At 70.4% G+C, this 14,259-nt stretch carries 14 protein-coding genes; 4 read left to right on the forward strand and 10 right to left on the reverse strand.

Going from position 1 to position 14,259, the window contains the following annotated elements; all coding sequences use genetic code 11:
* The 4 genes from ABZ725_RS07350 to ABZ725_RS07365 all read right to left on the reverse strand — a co-directional run bounded on the left by ABZ725_RS07350 (position 1) and on the right by ABZ725_RS07365 (position 3,658).
* On the reverse strand, positions 1 to 594 hold the full coding sequence (locus tag ABZ725_RS07350; RefSeq protein ID WP_358801764.1) for a hypothetical protein: 594 nt from the start codon (positions 592 to 594) through the stop codon (positions 1 to 3).
* A gap of 69 nt (positions 595 to 663) precedes the next feature.
* A complete protein-coding gene (locus ABZ725_RS07355) occupies positions 664 to 2,001 on the reverse strand; it encodes a jacalin-like lectin (RefSeq protein WP_358801765.1) in 1,338 nt (445 codons plus the stop codon).
* Between the two features lie 190 nt (positions 2,002 to 2,191).
* Positions 2,192 to 2,782 (reverse strand): hypothetical protein, encoded by a 591-nt coding sequence (locus ABZ725_RS07360; RefSeq protein ID WP_358801766.1) that lies wholly within the window; start codon positions 2,780 to 2,782, stop codon positions 2,192 to 2,194.
* A gap of 264 nt (positions 2,783 to 3,046) precedes the next feature.
* Positions 3,047 to 3,658 carry a helix-turn-helix domain-containing protein gene (locus ABZ725_RS07365; RefSeq protein ID WP_358801767.1) on the reverse strand — a complete coding sequence of 204 codons (612 nt, stop codon included), beginning with the start codon at positions 3,656 to 3,658 and terminating at the stop codon, positions 3,047 to 3,049.
* Positions 3,659 to 3,782: 124 nt separating this feature from the next.
* Between ABZ725_RS07365 and ABZ725_RS07370 the strand changes: the two genes are divergently transcribed.
* Both ABZ725_RS07370 and ABZ725_RS07375 read left to right on the forward strand, forming a co-directional pair.
* Entirely contained in the window at positions 3,783 to 4,349 is a 567-nt protein-coding gene (locus ABZ725_RS07370) for an ester cyclase (RefSeq protein ID WP_358801768.1), read from the forward strand.
* A 158-nt stretch (positions 4,350 to 4,507) separates the two neighbouring features.
* A complete protein-coding gene (locus ABZ725_RS07375) occupies positions 4,508 to 5,542 on the forward strand; it encodes an SUMF1/EgtB/PvdO family nonheme iron enzyme (protein WP_358801769.1) in 1,035 nt (344 codons plus the stop codon).
* Between the two features lie 60 nt (positions 5,543 to 5,602).
* On the opposite strand, the gene ABZ725_RS07380 is transcribed toward ABZ725_RS07375, so the two are convergent.
* From ABZ725_RS07380 to ABZ725_RS07390, 3 genes are all read right to left on the reverse strand, one after another.
* Entirely contained in the window at positions 5,603 to 5,986 is a 384-nt protein-coding gene (locus tag ABZ725_RS07380) for a DUF6193 family natural product biosynthesis protein (protein WP_358801770.1), read from the reverse strand.
* Positions 5,983 to 6,588 (reverse strand): hypothetical protein, encoded by a 606-nt coding sequence (locus ABZ725_RS07385; RefSeq protein ID WP_358801771.1) that lies wholly within the window; start codon positions 6,586 to 6,588, stop codon positions 5,983 to 5,985. Before ABZ725_RS07385 ends, ABZ725_RS07380 begins: the two co-directional genes overlap by 4 nt.
* 165 nt (positions 6,589 to 6,753) lie before the next feature.
* Positions 6,754 to 8,172, reverse strand: coding sequence for an FAD-dependent oxidoreductase (locus tag ABZ725_RS07390; RefSeq protein ID WP_358801772.1), 1,419 nt, complete (start codon positions 8,170 to 8,172; stop codon positions 6,754 to 6,756).
* Between the two features lie 140 nt (positions 8,173 to 8,312).
* Between ABZ725_RS07390 and ABZ725_RS07395 the strand changes: the two genes are divergently transcribed.
* On the forward strand, positions 8,313 to 9,983 hold the full coding sequence (locus tag ABZ725_RS07395; RefSeq protein ID WP_358801773.1) for a BBE domain-containing protein: 1,671 nt from the start codon (positions 8,313 to 8,315) through the stop codon (positions 9,981 to 9,983).
* 10 nt (positions 9,984 to 9,993) lie between these two features.
* Here ABZ725_RS07395 and ABZ725_RS07400 read toward each other — a convergent pair whose 3' ends face one another.
* Both ABZ725_RS07400 and ABZ725_RS07405 read right to left on the reverse strand, forming a co-directional pair.
* Positions 9,994 to 11,148 (reverse strand): DSD1 family PLP-dependent enzyme, encoded by a 1,155-nt coding sequence (locus ABZ725_RS07400; RefSeq protein ID WP_358801774.1) that lies wholly within the window; start codon positions 11,146 to 11,148, stop codon positions 9,994 to 9,996.
* A gap of 149 nt (positions 11,149 to 11,297) precedes the next feature.
* Positions 11,298 to 12,302 (reverse strand): aldo/keto reductase, encoded by a 1,005-nt coding sequence (locus ABZ725_RS07405; RefSeq protein ID WP_358801775.1) that lies wholly within the window; start codon positions 12,300 to 12,302, stop codon positions 11,298 to 11,300.
* A 101-nt stretch (positions 12,303 to 12,403) separates the two neighbouring features.
* Here ABZ725_RS07405 and ABZ725_RS07410 point away from each other — a divergent pair, with 101 nt between their 5' ends.
* Positions 12,404 to 13,318, forward strand: a complete 915-nt coding sequence (locus tag ABZ725_RS07410) for an AraC family transcriptional regulator (protein ID WP_358801776.1) — start codon at positions 12,404 to 12,406, stop codon at positions 13,316 to 13,318.
* Between the two features lie 65 nt (positions 13,319 to 13,383).
* Here the strand turns inward: ABZ725_RS07410 and ABZ725_RS07415 are convergent, their stop codons facing one another.
* Positions 13,384 to 14,085 carry a hypothetical protein gene (locus tag ABZ725_RS07415; RefSeq protein WP_358801777.1) on the reverse strand — a complete coding sequence of 234 codons (702 nt, stop codon included), beginning with the start codon at positions 14,083 to 14,085 and terminating at the stop codon, positions 13,384 to 13,386.
* Positions 14,086 to 14,259: the final 174 nt, after the last annotated feature.

The raw sequence follows: 14,259 nt of genomic DNA on the forward strand, positions 1-14,259 counted from the left end.
TCACCCGTGCGCCGCAGACACCCGTTCGCGCGCGTACCCCGTGCAGCTCACGAACGCCTCGACGATCTCCGCCGCGGACCGGTGCGGCGGCACGGCCATCAGCACGGCCTCCTCGCCGTCCGGCGCCGGCGAGGCCACCAGGGCGACTTCGTCGCCTGACCGCAGGCGCAGGACGACTCCCCGCAGCCGGTCCTCGTCGCCCGGGACGGTGCGCAGCCGTACGTGCATCGGATCCTGCGCGGGGGCGTACAGCCGCAGCCGGGCGAGGGGCGTCCCCTGGCGGAACTCCTGCCAGCGGGAGTAGCCGAGATTGCGGAACGGGGGCTCCGGCCACGGCCGTTGGGCGTCCAGACGCTCCAGCACGCGCCGCAGGAAGTCCCGGACCACCGGCTCCGTGTGCGGTTGCCAGGACAGCGCGTCCTGCCAGTCGTCGACGGCGAGGGCCGCCTCGATCCCCTCGTACTGCTCCTCGGTGGTGAGACCGTAGAGCGGCTGCTCGAAGGTCATGCGCGTGATGCGCGCGACCTCGTCGTCGTCCAGCTCCCTGCTGAACTGCACGCAGTAGAGGATCCCTGCCACCACCCCGAGATGCATGTCGCCAGTATGCGGTCGGCCCGCCGTCGACGGGGCGGTCGTCGACAGCGGGCCGGGGCGGGCAGGTGATCAGCGCTTGGTGTAGATGAAGCCGACCTTGTCGAGCTCGTCGCCCGCGCGGCCGTGGAAGCCGGCGATCTGCCAGCCCGAGGGAGCGGTGCGCGTCGTGCAGTCGGAGGTGGTCGTGCCACCGGCCAGGGTGTTGCCCAGGTTGGTGGTGAACTTGGCGTAGAAGATCCGGGTGTGCCCGTCCTTCACGCCCTGGCACAGGTACGCGGTCGTCACGTACTCGGAGCTGCCCAGCGTCCGGGAGGACGCGGTGCCGCCGGTGCCGCCGTGGGTGAGGGTGGTGCCGTTGCTCAGCGTGATGCCGACCTGGTCGACGCGGGATCCGGCGTTCAGGGAGATCTTGGTGGCGCGGGCGGCGGCCGGGACGCTGTCGATGTCCTGGTAGTAGTCGCCGTGCGGGCCGCCGAACTGCTCGCTGAGCTGGAAGTCCGCGTTCTGCGACCAGCTGAAGCCGACCGAGATCGGGTCGTGGTCGGAGAGCATCTTGCCGTCGCTGGTGAGGAAGGCGGCGTGCTCGTTGTTGTACGAGTTCGCGTTGAGCGTGACCAGCTTGCTGCCGCGGTAGAGGACCTTGTCGACCACCTCGCAGGTGTTGGGCACAGTGGCCCCGGTCTGGTCGCAGACCAGTGCGTCGCTGCCCTTGGCGGGGGCCACGCCGCCGCGGATGAGCTTGACCCAGGCGTCGGTGAGTCCGTTGGCCGCGGCGAACTCGGCGATGGTGTCACCGGAGCGGGTGTAGCGGGTGTTGGTGTCGCCCATCACCACGACGGCGTTGCCGGCCGAGTGGGTGGAGATGAAGGAGGTGAGCTGGGCGAGGTTGGCCGCGCGCGCCGCGAGGTCGCCGTCACTGGTGCCCGCGTTGGTGTGCAGGTTGTAGAAGTCCACGTAGACGCCCTCGGCGAGGCGCTCACGCATGAACGTGAAGCCCTTGGGGGTGAGGCAGTCGCCGGAGTCGAGCTGGCAGTCGTTCCAGCCGGAGCGCTCGAAGTCGTCGCCGTCCCACGCATAGTCGGAGACGGTGTTCAGCCCGCTGCCGATGCCCGCGCCCCCGCTGGTCGCGGTGCGGTAGGGGTGGGTGTCCGTGGAGTAGAGGTAGGCGTGGTAGTTGAAGTCCTCCTGGACGTTGACGATGTCGTAGGGGGCGATGCGCCGGCCGATCTCGGTGGTGCTCGTGTCACGCGGGGTGGAGGCGCTGGAGATTGCCTCGGGGAGTCCGGCGACGTTGTAGGTGAGCACGCTGAAGCTGCCTGAGGTGGCGGCCGCGGCCGGAGCAGCGGCTGCCGTGAGCCCGCCGAGGGCCGCGGCGGCGGTCGCCAGACAGGCAAGGAGTCTGCGCATGGGGGAGTGTCTCCAGAGGGGATGCGGGGGTGGGCGTGTTGCATGCATGCCAAAATCTAGCTACATAGAACGCGCTTGCATCCCCTCCGGAAACACTGAATCAGGAATTCCGGGTGACGCCGAGGTGTCCAAGTGCCTTGGCGGCACGGTTGGTTCGGACCTGGACCGGCCTCGGCCGGTCAGCCCGGGGTCAGGGCGTCGAGACCACGACGTCGAACCAAGGGGTGCTCAACGAGCGCAGCGGCGAGTCGAGCTTCTGCAGGTTGAGCCGGTAGGTGCCCGCCGCGAGCACCCCACGTCCGCCGGGCAGCGGTGCCAGCGGCAGGTAGCGCCCGTTGAACGCGCCGTTGCGGTCGTATGTCCACAGCCCCGCGCCGGTATGCATGATCGTGTACGGACCCGAGCTCAACGAGGGGTTGACGGCGGACTTCTGGACCTGGTTCAGGACGAAGGACGCGCCCGCGTACGACGGCACCCGGGCGGGCCGGGTGAGGGTGAAGCCGAAGTAGCGGTTCGCGTACCCCGCCCCGGACGTCAGCGGCGGACAGTTCACGGCCACCACGGTCCGGCCCGTGACATTGCCGAGGTTCAGCGGACTGCTGTAGGAACCGGTTCCGGACAGCCGACGACAGTCGTACCGGTACGTGGCGGCCGCGGCCGGCGGAGCCACCGCGAGCGTCGTGGCGACCGCTGCGACGGCCGCGGTGGCCGCTCCCGCCCAGACACTCGTCCGATGCCTGCGCCGGGAGACGCGGGAGACTGCGGCGGCGATACGGGACATGGATGCTTCCCCCTCCGAAGGGCCCGGGGCGCGGGCCGCGATGAACACGGGCGTACGCGCGCGGTGTTCGCGGTGCTTCCGGCGCAACGCCCGTCCCGTCCGGCGCAGTCGGCGCGTCGAACGGATCGAGAGCAGGAAGCTAGCGGGTGCTCGGGGTGCGCGGCGGCGGATGATCGGCGCAAGCGAGAAGCCGCTCGAAGGTGACTCCCTCGGGCCGTCCGCACGCCCACTTACGTGCTCACTGTCCGCACTTTCTGATGAGGCTCACTGAAGACCGGCGACGGCGAGGCGGTAGAGAACCTTCTCGGCCCGGTCCCATGACCAGCCGTTGTCGACCACCAGCGTCCGCCAGCCATTGGGGCCGAACCAGAACCACAGCAGATCCGCCGTCTCCGCCACCGAACAGGAGGGCGGCGGAGCCAGGGTGTGCAGGTGGTGGGCGGTGGCACGCAGTGCGCCCCGATACGCCGCGGTGGCCCGCTCCCACAGCGCCTCGCCGGTCTCGTGAACCGGCAACGCCTTGCGGATGGCCTCGTGCACCGTGAACTGGCCCTCGTTGCCCATCCGCGTGCCATGGGCCAGCGCCTCGAGAACCGCCTCGGGTGTGCGCAAGGCGAGTATGTGCCGCATGGCCTGCTCATGGCCGGAGTCCGCCACGCCCAGGTCGACGATCTGGTCCAGGATGTCGCCCTTGCTCCCGACGCTCGCGAAGACGGTCTTGGACGCGACGCCGGCCGCCGAGGCGATGTCCGCCACGGTCACCCGCCCGTAGCCGCGCTCGGCGAACAGTTCGGCCGCCCGCCGCAGGATCAGCGCACGCGTCTGCGCTGCGGCCTGCTCACGCAGGGGGGAGACGTACGGGCGCTTGGTGGGCATGCCGTCATGGTAGCCAACATGACGGCATCGTTTCCCTATTCATTAGGCGTCCTATAACCTCAATTCCACAGCGCGCACACCACAAGCAGCCCAGTCGATGGAAGGCACGGAAAAAAACATGGGAATGGACGCCACGGACCTGGCTCGCGGTCTCTTCCGGATCCTCGCAACGGGGGATCCGGAACTGGCCGTCGACGTCGTGCACAAGGACTTCCGCAACCGCGAAGCCGCCGTGTCGCCCCTGGCGTGCGCGACGCCCGGACCGGCAGGGGTCCTCGCCTCGGGCGCGTGGATGCGGTCGGCCTTCAGTGACCTGCGCTTCCCCGACCTCGCCACGGCCGGCAACGACGACCAGGTCTGGATACGGCTGCGCATGCAAGGCCGTCACACCGGCCCCTTCGTCCGCTTCCGCGACGGCGTCCTGGACCAGGCGATCCCCCCTACGGGGCGTGAGATCGACTTCGAGCAGATCCATGTCCTCGATCTCCGCGACGGCAAGGTGGTGGGGCACGAGGCGGTCCGCGACGACATCACCATGCTGGGCCAGCTCGGCGTCTTCCCTCCGGCCCCGGCCACCGCCCTGCGCATGGTCGCCTGGCGAGTCACCGGACGGGCCGCTCGCGCGGCCGCCCATGTCACACGGCAGGCGGCGGATGCGGCCGCCGGTCTGCACCAGGGGTCGGGCGCGTGAACCGGTGAAGTGAGGGTCGCACTGCAAACTGTCGACGCTGTGATGCTCACAGCTCAGTATCGAGAGACTTTGTGGTCAAAGTGTCGACAGGTGGCGGGTGCTGATGGAGTATCAGCCATGCGCAGATAAGCGCCACGCCTTCATCCTCAGGAGCCGTCATGAACGCGACCGCCCCAGGCATCAGCAGAAGGACCCTCCTCGCCCTCCTCTCGCTGGCGGGTACGGCCGGCCTGGTGAGGCCGGCCCGGGCCGCCGCACCGACCACGACCATGACTGCGGTGGCGGGTCAGGACCTGGTCGAGATCGCCGCCGACCCGTCCTTCGTCTTCGCCACCGACGTCGCCGGAACGGCGGGCTCGGGCGAGGCCTCGCCCATCGACGCCGCCTACTGGCTCGGCGTCTGCGAGGTCACCAACGCCCAGTACCTGGATTTCGTCACCGACTCCGGCCGTGAGACCCCCGCCTACTGGGACGGTGGCACCTACCCCGAGGGCAAGGCCGATCACCCCGTCCTGGCGATCTCCCTCGCCTCGGCCACCGCGTACTGCGACTGGCTCAACGACCAGGCGGACGCGGCCGGTTGGAGTTTCCGCCTGCCGACCGAGGCCGAGTGGGAGAACGCCGCCTCCGGCCCCGACGCCCTCGCCTACCCCTGGGGCGACCAGGCCGGCACCACCTACTCCGACCTCGTCCTGACCAGCAACTACAACTACATGGCGGTGTGTGCCGCCTACGAACTGGCCGAACACGGTTCGGACCTGGCCACCTACACCGCCACCGGCTCCGACCTGTACGGCCGGAGCTTTCCCCTCTCCGAGATCCTCTCCATCGGCAGCACCGGAACCGTGGCCGGCTGGAACGTCACCGCGAGCCGCACCGGCTTCATCTACACCGACGTCTACGACGCCCTGACCGCCACCGGCGGCTACACCACCCCCGTCACCGCCTACCCCGGCGGGGCCAGTGCCGACGGCGTCCTGGACCTCTGCGGCAACTGCTGGGAGTGGACCACCTCCGTGATCACCGCGACCCACGGCGGTGAGATGGGTCAGCAGGTCAACGCCATCCGCGGCGGCTCCTGGTACGCCAACCTCAACAGCTGCACCGCCCTCTACCGCGGCGAGGGCCGCGACCCGTCGGGCCGCTACTCGACCGTGGGCTTCCGCGTCGCCGCGACCGCCGAGGCGAGCTGACCGCACCTGGCCGCCGACCGCAACCGTCCCCGTCCATGGAGGTGGGCAGCAACAGCGCTGTCATCGGTCGGTCGAATTCTCGGACGGTGTCGAGGAGCCGAGTTGCTCGGCCAAGAGGCGGGCAGCCAAGGCGACGGCCTCCTCGACATCGTCGGTGACGAGCAGGATGTTGTCCTCGCTGACGGGATAGGCGCACACGCCGAACTCTCCGGCGGCAGCGCCGATGACGGGGAAACGCTCGCCCTCACGTGCGGAGAAGTCATCCGTCCGGGAGAAGGTGAGCATGGTCGTCGACAGCCCGGGATGCATCGTGCGCAGCAGCGGGTGTCGACTTGCGGCCTGTAGCAGGGTCCACATCGCCGGTGTGTAGGGGTCCGAGTCGGAGTGCGGCGGGCGGAACTCCTGCAACAGATCGTTCCATGCAGTTCGGGTGTCGGGGGTCAAGCAGACTGGTCCTGGTCCTGCTCGTCAGCGCGCGACGAGGCATCGGGGGAGGTGTAGAACACGGACGTGCCCTGCTTGCTGCGCTGGGCGTGGGTCTTGGCCACCAGCCCTTCGAGGGTGGTCCGCACGACGGTCGTCTTGATGCCGCGCTCGGGATGCAGCTGCCCCAGCGCCTGGGCCACTTCGGCCGCGGAGCGCGGTTCGTCCTGACCGGCCAGGTGCTCGCGGACCAGGGAGACCAGCGAGGGCTGAGCCGGCTCGGCGGTCGCCGTGCGGGGCGTCCGCGTCTTGCCGGCCGACTTGCGGGCGGCCGGGGCGGACTTCTTGGCCGTCGTCTTCTTGGGGGCGTCGACGACGGGGGCCGGGGCCGCCTCCTCGCGGGGTGCGGGTACCGCCGTGGCCGGGGCGGGCTCGACGCCGAGGGCCTGCCGGACGTTCAGCAGCACGGTGCGGTCCTGCTCCAGGGCCGCCAACTTCCCTTGCAGTGCGGCGATTTCATCGGCGAGCAGTTCCTGCTCCTTGAGGTTGCGCTCCAGGTCGCCGGTCACCTGAGCTGCGTACTGGGAGGTCACCCCGTTTGGTTCGATCGTGGTCTCAGACATGATCTTCACGCTCCTTCATGGCCCCAACAGGCCACGGGCCGGGAGCCCGCGCCAGCAGTTACTGCTGCCCTGTCGTTCGTAGTGATACTACGGATGAGGCATGCATTGTTGCATTTCAGCAAGGACGGAACCGTTCGGAGCGAAGTGGTGAGCAGTGGGCGGCCTTCATACGGGCTGGACGCCGATCGCCTGGTCGTAGCGGAACAGGCCGGTGGGGTCGTACCTGTGCTTGACCTCGAGCAGGCGGTCGTAGTTCGGGCCGTAGTGCGCGGTCTGCCACTGTCGCAGGTCGGGGTCGGGGAAGTTGACGTAGGCCGCCGAGGTCCTCAGGTCGCGGCGCAGGGTGCGGTGCATGGCGCGGGTCTGGGCGAGCAGGTCCTGGACGACCTCGGGCGGGGTGGCGGGGTCCCAGTGGGTGCCGATGTCGATGACGAACGTGGCGTCGCGGTGCGGGTACGCCGTGTCGGTCGCCGTCGGCTCGCCACTGCTGCCGCCCATCGCGAACAGCGTGACGTAGCCGGCGTTCCCGGGTGTGCCGGGACGCCAGGCGCGGACCCATTCGACGATGGACTCGACGGTTCCCGGGCTCAACCACCGGTTCGGCGCCAGGGACTTGGAGGCGGTGGCGCTGCCCGGTCCGGGCTGTTCCATGAGGCGTTCCTGCGCGTCCCAGAAGTGGCGCTGCTCGATGAACCGCCGGGTCGGCCCGAGTGCGAGCACCGGGGCCAGCAGCGCGTTCAACTCGTCCTGGGTGCCCAGCCGTTGGCCCAGTACGGCGATGACGGCAGGGGTTTCGTCGCCGGGGTTCTTGAACCCGATCCGGATGTCGAAGTCGTTGCCGCGGTCGGAGCGCAGGAGCTCCTGGAGCATGTCCATCAGACGGACCGCGGTTCTCGGGTCGAAGGACAGCTCGAAGACCGTGGCCACCTGATCGGCGACCGAGGTGGCGTCGAAGACGAAGCCGGTGTTGATGCCGAAGTCGCCGCCTGCCCCGCCCCGGCAGGCCCAGAACAGATCCGGGTTCTCGGTGTCCGACGCCCGCACGAGTGAGCCGTCCGCGAGGACCACCCGGGTCTCGGCGAGCCGGTCGCAGGTGAGGCCCCACTTACGGTCGTTGAAACCCAGACCGCCGCCGAGCGTCAGCCCGGCGACCCCCACTCCGGGGCAGCGTCCGCCCGGGAAGTAGAGGTTCGCGGCCCGGGCGGCGTACACATCCGAGTTGGTCGCTCCGCCGCCGAGCAGCAGCCGGGTGTCGTCGACCGTCACGCCGTTCATCCGACGCAGGCTGATGAGCAGGCCGCGGGTGGTGGAGTAGCCGGCGTAGTCGTGACCGCCGGAGCGCGGCGCGAAGGGCAGCCCGTGCACCGCCGACCAGCCCGACGGCTGACGCTCACGGTGCTCCCTCTCCTCGGCGACCCCCGAGACCTTTGCCGGGGCAGGTTCGCGTGGGTCATGCTCGCGGAGCGCCCGCGCAAGGCCGACCCGGCACACCGGCGGGGCGACGGGTTCATGCGAGGGCTCGCACGTCTGGGTGCAGCGCGCCGTCGGACTCTCGGCAGGCGTGCGGGAGCGCGCGGGTGTCACGGTGCTCTGCTCCTTGCGCCCGCGGCCGTCACCCGAACGGCGGAGTCACGGAACGTGACGAGTCAATAGCCTTTCGTGACCTGACTTCCGTGATCCGCGTTTCGTAGCCCGCCCCCGTCGTCTGCTGTGGAGGTATCGCCATGCCCGCCGCGCCCCGTCAACTCCCGCCCGTGGGCCCGACCGAGGTCGGTCCGGGCGACCCCCGCTACGAGGCGCTCCGCCGGGGCTTCAACCAGCGGTGGGTCGCCAGCCCCGACTACGTGGTGGTGGCCACGAGCACCGCCGATGTGGTCGCCGCGCTCAACACCTACCTCCCCGGCACGGCCGGCAGCGCCTCCCCGCCGCGCCGGATCACGGTCCGCTCCGGCGGGCACTGCTACGAGAACTTCGTCTGCGGCGACGACGTCGCCGTCATCCTCGACGTCAGCACCATGGACGGCGTCCACTACGACGCCGAGATGGAGGCGTACTGCGTCGAGGCGGGCGCGACCAACTGGCACAGCATCACCCAGCTGTACCGGCGCTACGGCCTCGCCCTGCCCGGCGGCTCGTGCTACTCCGTCGGAGCGGGCGGCCACATCTCGGGCGGTGGCTTCGGTCTGCTCTCCCGCCTGCACGGGCTCACGGTCGACTATCTGTATGCCGTGGAGGTGGTCACGGTACGCGACCGGACGCACGCCGAGGTCACCGTGGCGCGCAAGGACTCCCCGGAGCCGGCGCTCCAGGACCTGTGGTGGGCGCACACCGGAGGCGGAGGCGGCAACTTCGGCGTCGTCACCCGCTACTGGTTCCGCGGCCTGCCCGAGCCGCCCTCCCAGGTGCTGACCAGGGCGGTGGCCTGGGACTGGAGCCTCTTCGCGGGGCCCGACGGGGACCCCGACAAGTTCAAGTCCCTGGTGCACCGCTACGGCGAGTTCTTCGTGGCCGAGCGCACGGGGGAGGGCGGCCCCGGGTGCCTGCGCGACTTCGACTACAGCGATCTGTTCACGCTGTTCAAGCTGACGAACCTCGCCAAGGGCAAGATCGGACTGGTCGTCCAGCTCGACGGCACCCGGGACGACTCGATCGAGCGACTCAACTGCTTCCTGAACTGGATCGCCCCCGAGCCCGAGTACCCGCAGGCCGTGTTCGACCTGCCGATGGGCGAACAACCGCCGCTCAGCGACCAGTTCATCCCCACCCGGCTGCCCTGGCTGACGGCGACCCAGAACTTCAACGGCTCCGGCCCGAGCCGGTGCGGCAAGTACAAGTCCGCCTATCACACGGGAAACTTCACCGAGCGTCAGCTCGGCGTGCTCTTCGACCGCCTCACCACGGGCTACTCGAACGAGGACGCCCTGGTCCAGGTCGACTCCTACGGGGGCCGGGTCAACGACGTCGACCCGTTCGCCACCGCCGTGCCGCAGCGCTCGTCCGTGCTCAAACTCCAGTATCAGACCTACTGGAGCTGGGACGACGACGCCAACCACGACGGGGTCTTCGACTACCAGGACGCCCTGGCCGACCCCGAGATCGCCGCACCGCACCTGGAGTGGATCCGGGAGCTCTACCAGGACATGTACGCGGAGACCGGCGGCGTGCCCGTGCTGCCCACCCCGGAGTCGCCCGACGTCAACACCGACGGCTGCTACATCAACTACCCCGACGTCGACCTGGGCGATCCCGCGTTCAACGACCCGGAGGACGGCCAGCCCTGGCACCACCTGTACTACGGGGCCAACTACGCGCGGCTGCAGCGGGCCAAGGCGTTCTGGGATCCACGCGACGTGTTCCGGCACGCCCAGTCGGTACGCCTTCCGGGCGCGCCGTAGCCGAGGCCGGTCACCAGCCGCTGACCCGGTCCCAGACTGCTTGGACGGCGGGTGCGTCGGTCGTCGGCAGTGTGCTGTCGACGACGTGGTAGCCGCGGTGCTGGGCCGCGGTCGCGCAGGCGTGGTTGGGCAGGATGCGCAGCCGCGTGCCGATGGGCAGATCGGGCAGGACGGCCCCGTCGCGGGCCGTGAGGGTGCCGTGTTCCTGGCTCGCGGCGCTCATCACCAGGCCCGGGACGAGGTTCCCCCACAGGTCGGCGACCAGGCCGTAGCCCTGGTCCTGGGACTGGTTCGCGGTGCCGCGGTCGCGGGACATGGCCATCCAGCCGCCGTCAGTCAGGATCCAGCCGTACTCGGGGCGGTGTCCGATGACGGTGACGACGACCGACAGGGCCAGATCGTCGAGCCGGCACACGCCCAGTCCGGCCATGACCAGGTCGAAGAACACGTAGTTGCCGGCGCGCAGTTCGGTGACTCCGGTGAGGTCCTCGGCGGCGTGGGCGGTGGGGGTGGAGCCGACGCTGACGGTGTGCACCGGCAGCCCGGCCGCGCGCAGCTTCTCGGCGGCGGTGACGGCGGTGTCGCGTTCGTTCTCCGCGGCCAGCCGCTGCTCCTGGCGGGTGTAGGCGAAGTAGGACTCGCCCGCGTGGGTCAGGACGCCGTCCAGGCAGTCGGCGTCGTGCAGGATCCGGCCGATGTCGACGAGCGCGGGTGCGTCGGTCTTGAGGCCGCCGCGGTGGCCGTCGCAGTCGATCTCGATCTGGGCGGGGATGCGGAGGCCGGCCTCGCGGGCGGCCTTGGCGACGGACGTGGCCTGCTCGGTGCTGTCCAGCAGGACGCGCAGGGTGACCCCACGGCGCAGGAGCGCGATCACGCGGGGCAGCTTGTGCGGGTCGATGCCGACGGCGTAGGTGATGTCGGTGTAGCCGCCGTCGGCGAACGCCTCGGCCTCGGCGAGGGTGGAGACGGTGACGGGTGTGCCGCCGTTCATGAGGGCGGCGACGTCGAGGCTCTTGGCGGTCTTGACGTGCGGGCGCAAGGCGACGCCGAGCCCGGACGCCCTGGCTGCGAGGCGGTCGATGTTCCGCAGGGCCCTGTGCACGTCGACGACGGCGAAGGGCGTGTCGGGATCGGCCAGGGTGTTCGGGGTGTTCGGGGTGTTCACGGGGTGAAACGATAACCGGGTCTGGACAGAGTGTCCAGCTCTGGACCTGCAGTCCAAGGCGATGTCACGCTGTGCCGCGCCCGCGCCCGCGCCGTGCCGGGCGTTCTGTGTCCGGCACGGCGTTCGTTCGGGGTGTGGGGGTGCGGCTGTTACCAGGTGGGCATGTAGGCCGCGGGGTAGCGGGCGCCGGCCGCGCCGTGGGGGAGGAGCTCCTGGACGCGGGCGAGGTCCTCGGCGGTGAGGGTGACGTGCGCGGCGGCGACGTTCTCCGCCAGGCGCCGGGGGCTGCGGGTGCCCGGGATGGGCACGATGTCGTCGCCCTGGGCCAGCAGCCAGGCAAGGGCCAGCTGGGTGACCGCGATGCCCTTGGCCTCCGCCAGGGCGGTCAGCTCGCGGACGGCGGCCAGGTTCCTCTCGTAGTTCCCGGGCTGCCAGCGCTCGTCCCACCTGCGCATGTCGCCCTCGTCGTACTCGGCGGCCGGTTTCACGGCGGCGGTGAGGAAGCCGCGGCCCAGCGGCGAGTACGGCACGAAGCCGATGCCCAGCTCGCGGACGACCGGCAGTACGTCGACCTCCACGGCCCGCTCGAACACCGAGTACTCGGTCTGGAGCACGGACACGGGCTGTACGGCGTGGGCGCGCCGGATGACGTCGGGGCCGGCCTCGCTCAGCCCGAAGTACCGCACCTTGCCTTCGGCGATCAGCTCGCCGACCGTGCCGGCCACGTCCTCGATGGGAACGTCCGGGTCGACCCGGTGCTGGTAGAGCACGTCGATGTGATCGGTGCCGAGGTAGCGCAGGCTGTTCTCGGCGACCGTGCGGATTCGCTCGGGACGGCTGTCCGGGGCCCCGACATTGCTCGGATCGCTCAGGTCGAAGCCGAACTTGGTGGCGAGGACGACGTCGTCGCGGAAGGCCTTCACGGCCCGGCCCAGCAGCTGCTCGTTGCTGCCCGTGCCCATGCCGTAGAGCTCGGCGGTGTCGAAGAACGTGACGCCGAGCTCGTACGCGCGGCGGATGGTGTCGAGGCCGCCCTGCTCGTCGGGGGTGCCGTAGGCCATGGTCATGCCCATTGTGCCCAGGCCGACGGCGCCGACCTCCAGACCCTGGGTGCCGAGCCTGCGGTGGGGGAGTGTCCTGTCGTGCTGTGTCATACCTCAACGCTAGGAACGCGGCGCCCGGACGTCATGGGGCGCTGCTCGCATAGGATTGCCTGATCCTCTCAAGGGAAGCGAACGCCCGAAGGGTGTGACTCATGCTGGACCGCCTCGCCCACGCCATCGAGCGGCACTGCCAGGGACCGTGGTCGGAGACCGCCGTGCCCAGGCTGTCCCTGGTCGCGCTCGACGAGCTCATCGAGCCGATCCATGTGACGTACGAGCCGATGATCTGCTTCATCGCCGACGGATCCAAGCGGACCGTGGCGGGAGACCGCAGCTGGGCCACCCCCCGTGGCCAGATGCTCCTGGTCACCCTCGACCTGCCGGTCACCGCCGCCTTCGAGAAGGTGCCCTACCGCGCCGCGGTCATGCAGCTCGACAACCGGGCCCTCGCCGCCGTGCAGCTGGAACTGGACGAAGCCGGCCCGCCGGCGCCACAGCCCGCCACCGCGGAGATCGCCGCGCCGATGGCCCCGGAACTCGTCGACGCGGTCACCCGGTGGATCCAGCTCCTCGACACCCCGGAGGACATCGGGCCCCTGGCTCCCCGCATCGAGAGCGAGATCCTCTACCGGCTGCTGCGCAGCCCCCTCGGACCTGTGCTGCGCCACTGGTCGCTGTCCGACTCCGCCGCCGCCCGGATCCGCACCACGGCCCGCTGGATCTGCGACCACTACACCGAGCCCCTCGGCATCGACGAGATCGCCGAGGTGGCCCGGATGAGCCCGGCCACGCTCCACCGGCACTTCAAGGCGGCCACCGGGATGAGCCCGCTGAAGTTCCAGAAACACCTGCGGCTGCAGGAGGCACGACGGCGACTGTTCGCGGGCGAAGTGACGGCGGTGCAGGCCGCGCAGGCGGTCGGATACGTCAGCGCCACCCAGTTCAACCGGGAGTACCGCCGCGCCTACGGCCTGCCGCCCGGCCAGGACGCGGCACACCTGCGCACCCGACTCGACGCGGCCCGGGAGGTGCCGGTCGTGCACGACGGATCACCCGCCAAGCCCTGACCAGCTCTGACCAGCCCCCGAGCCACCACGCCGCGAGGAGATTCGGGGTGCCCGGGCGCGATGACTCAACTCGGCCGGGATCCCTGCGGTTTGTCGCGCCTCTCCAGCAGGACCAGCTCGTCCAGCGGCGTTCCGGCGGCCCACCGCTGCAGGTGACGGCCGCCGAGCAGAACGCCGTGGTTCGGGAGGGGCGGCCGTGCGGCATCGGTGCGGCCGGCCGAGGGCCTGGTCACGAGGAGGCGGATCGCCTCGTCGTCCGGAGGCTGTGGGGACTCTTCCGTGGGAAGGAGACGGGTCCGGGCCTCGTCGTCCGCCGGGTTCTCCGCCGGGCTGAGGACGACATCGAGCCGTCGGCCGCCACTGTCGCGCGCGTACAGACGCGGCCGTCCCCGACTCGGCATCGCGATGGCGTCCCAGCCGTCGCGCCGCAGTATCCGTTCGACGGCCGCCATCAGCTGGTCGTCGTCCAGGAGTACGAGCTCCGCGGCGGTGTAGACGCCGCGGCGGCGGCGAACCGCCGCACGACGCCAGCGGGTGAGAACCACGGCGACCGCACCGAGCACGGCCAGTCCCGGAGTCAGGCCGAGGACGCCGAGCCGGTGCGCCCAGGCGAGAAGCGCGACCGACAGACCGACGGCCAGGCCCAGTTTGAGGAAGCCCGGCAGCACCTCGCGGAATGTCGGACCGTAGCTGTCCTGGGCGCGCGGTACGGGGACCGGCGGACGTCGCCGAACACGGCGCGACCCGGGCACGGGGGTACGGTTCACCACAGATCCACCAAGGTCAACTCCGCCAACTCTCCTTCATCTCGTACCGCCCACGGTACGCAGGCGACGGCTGCGACCCGTCGGCGGGGCCGAGCGGCCGTGCACCGGAGGCCCGCCGGCGACGGCGGCCGAAAACTTTGTCGCGTGGGCCCGGATTCCGGCGCATGATCGTCA

The sequence above is a fragment of the Streptomyces sp. NPDC006872 genome (genome assembly GCF_040635845.1).
In the GTDB taxonomy this organism is placed as follows: domain Bacteria; phylum Actinomycetota; class Actinomycetes; order Streptomycetales; family Streptomycetaceae; genus Streptomyces.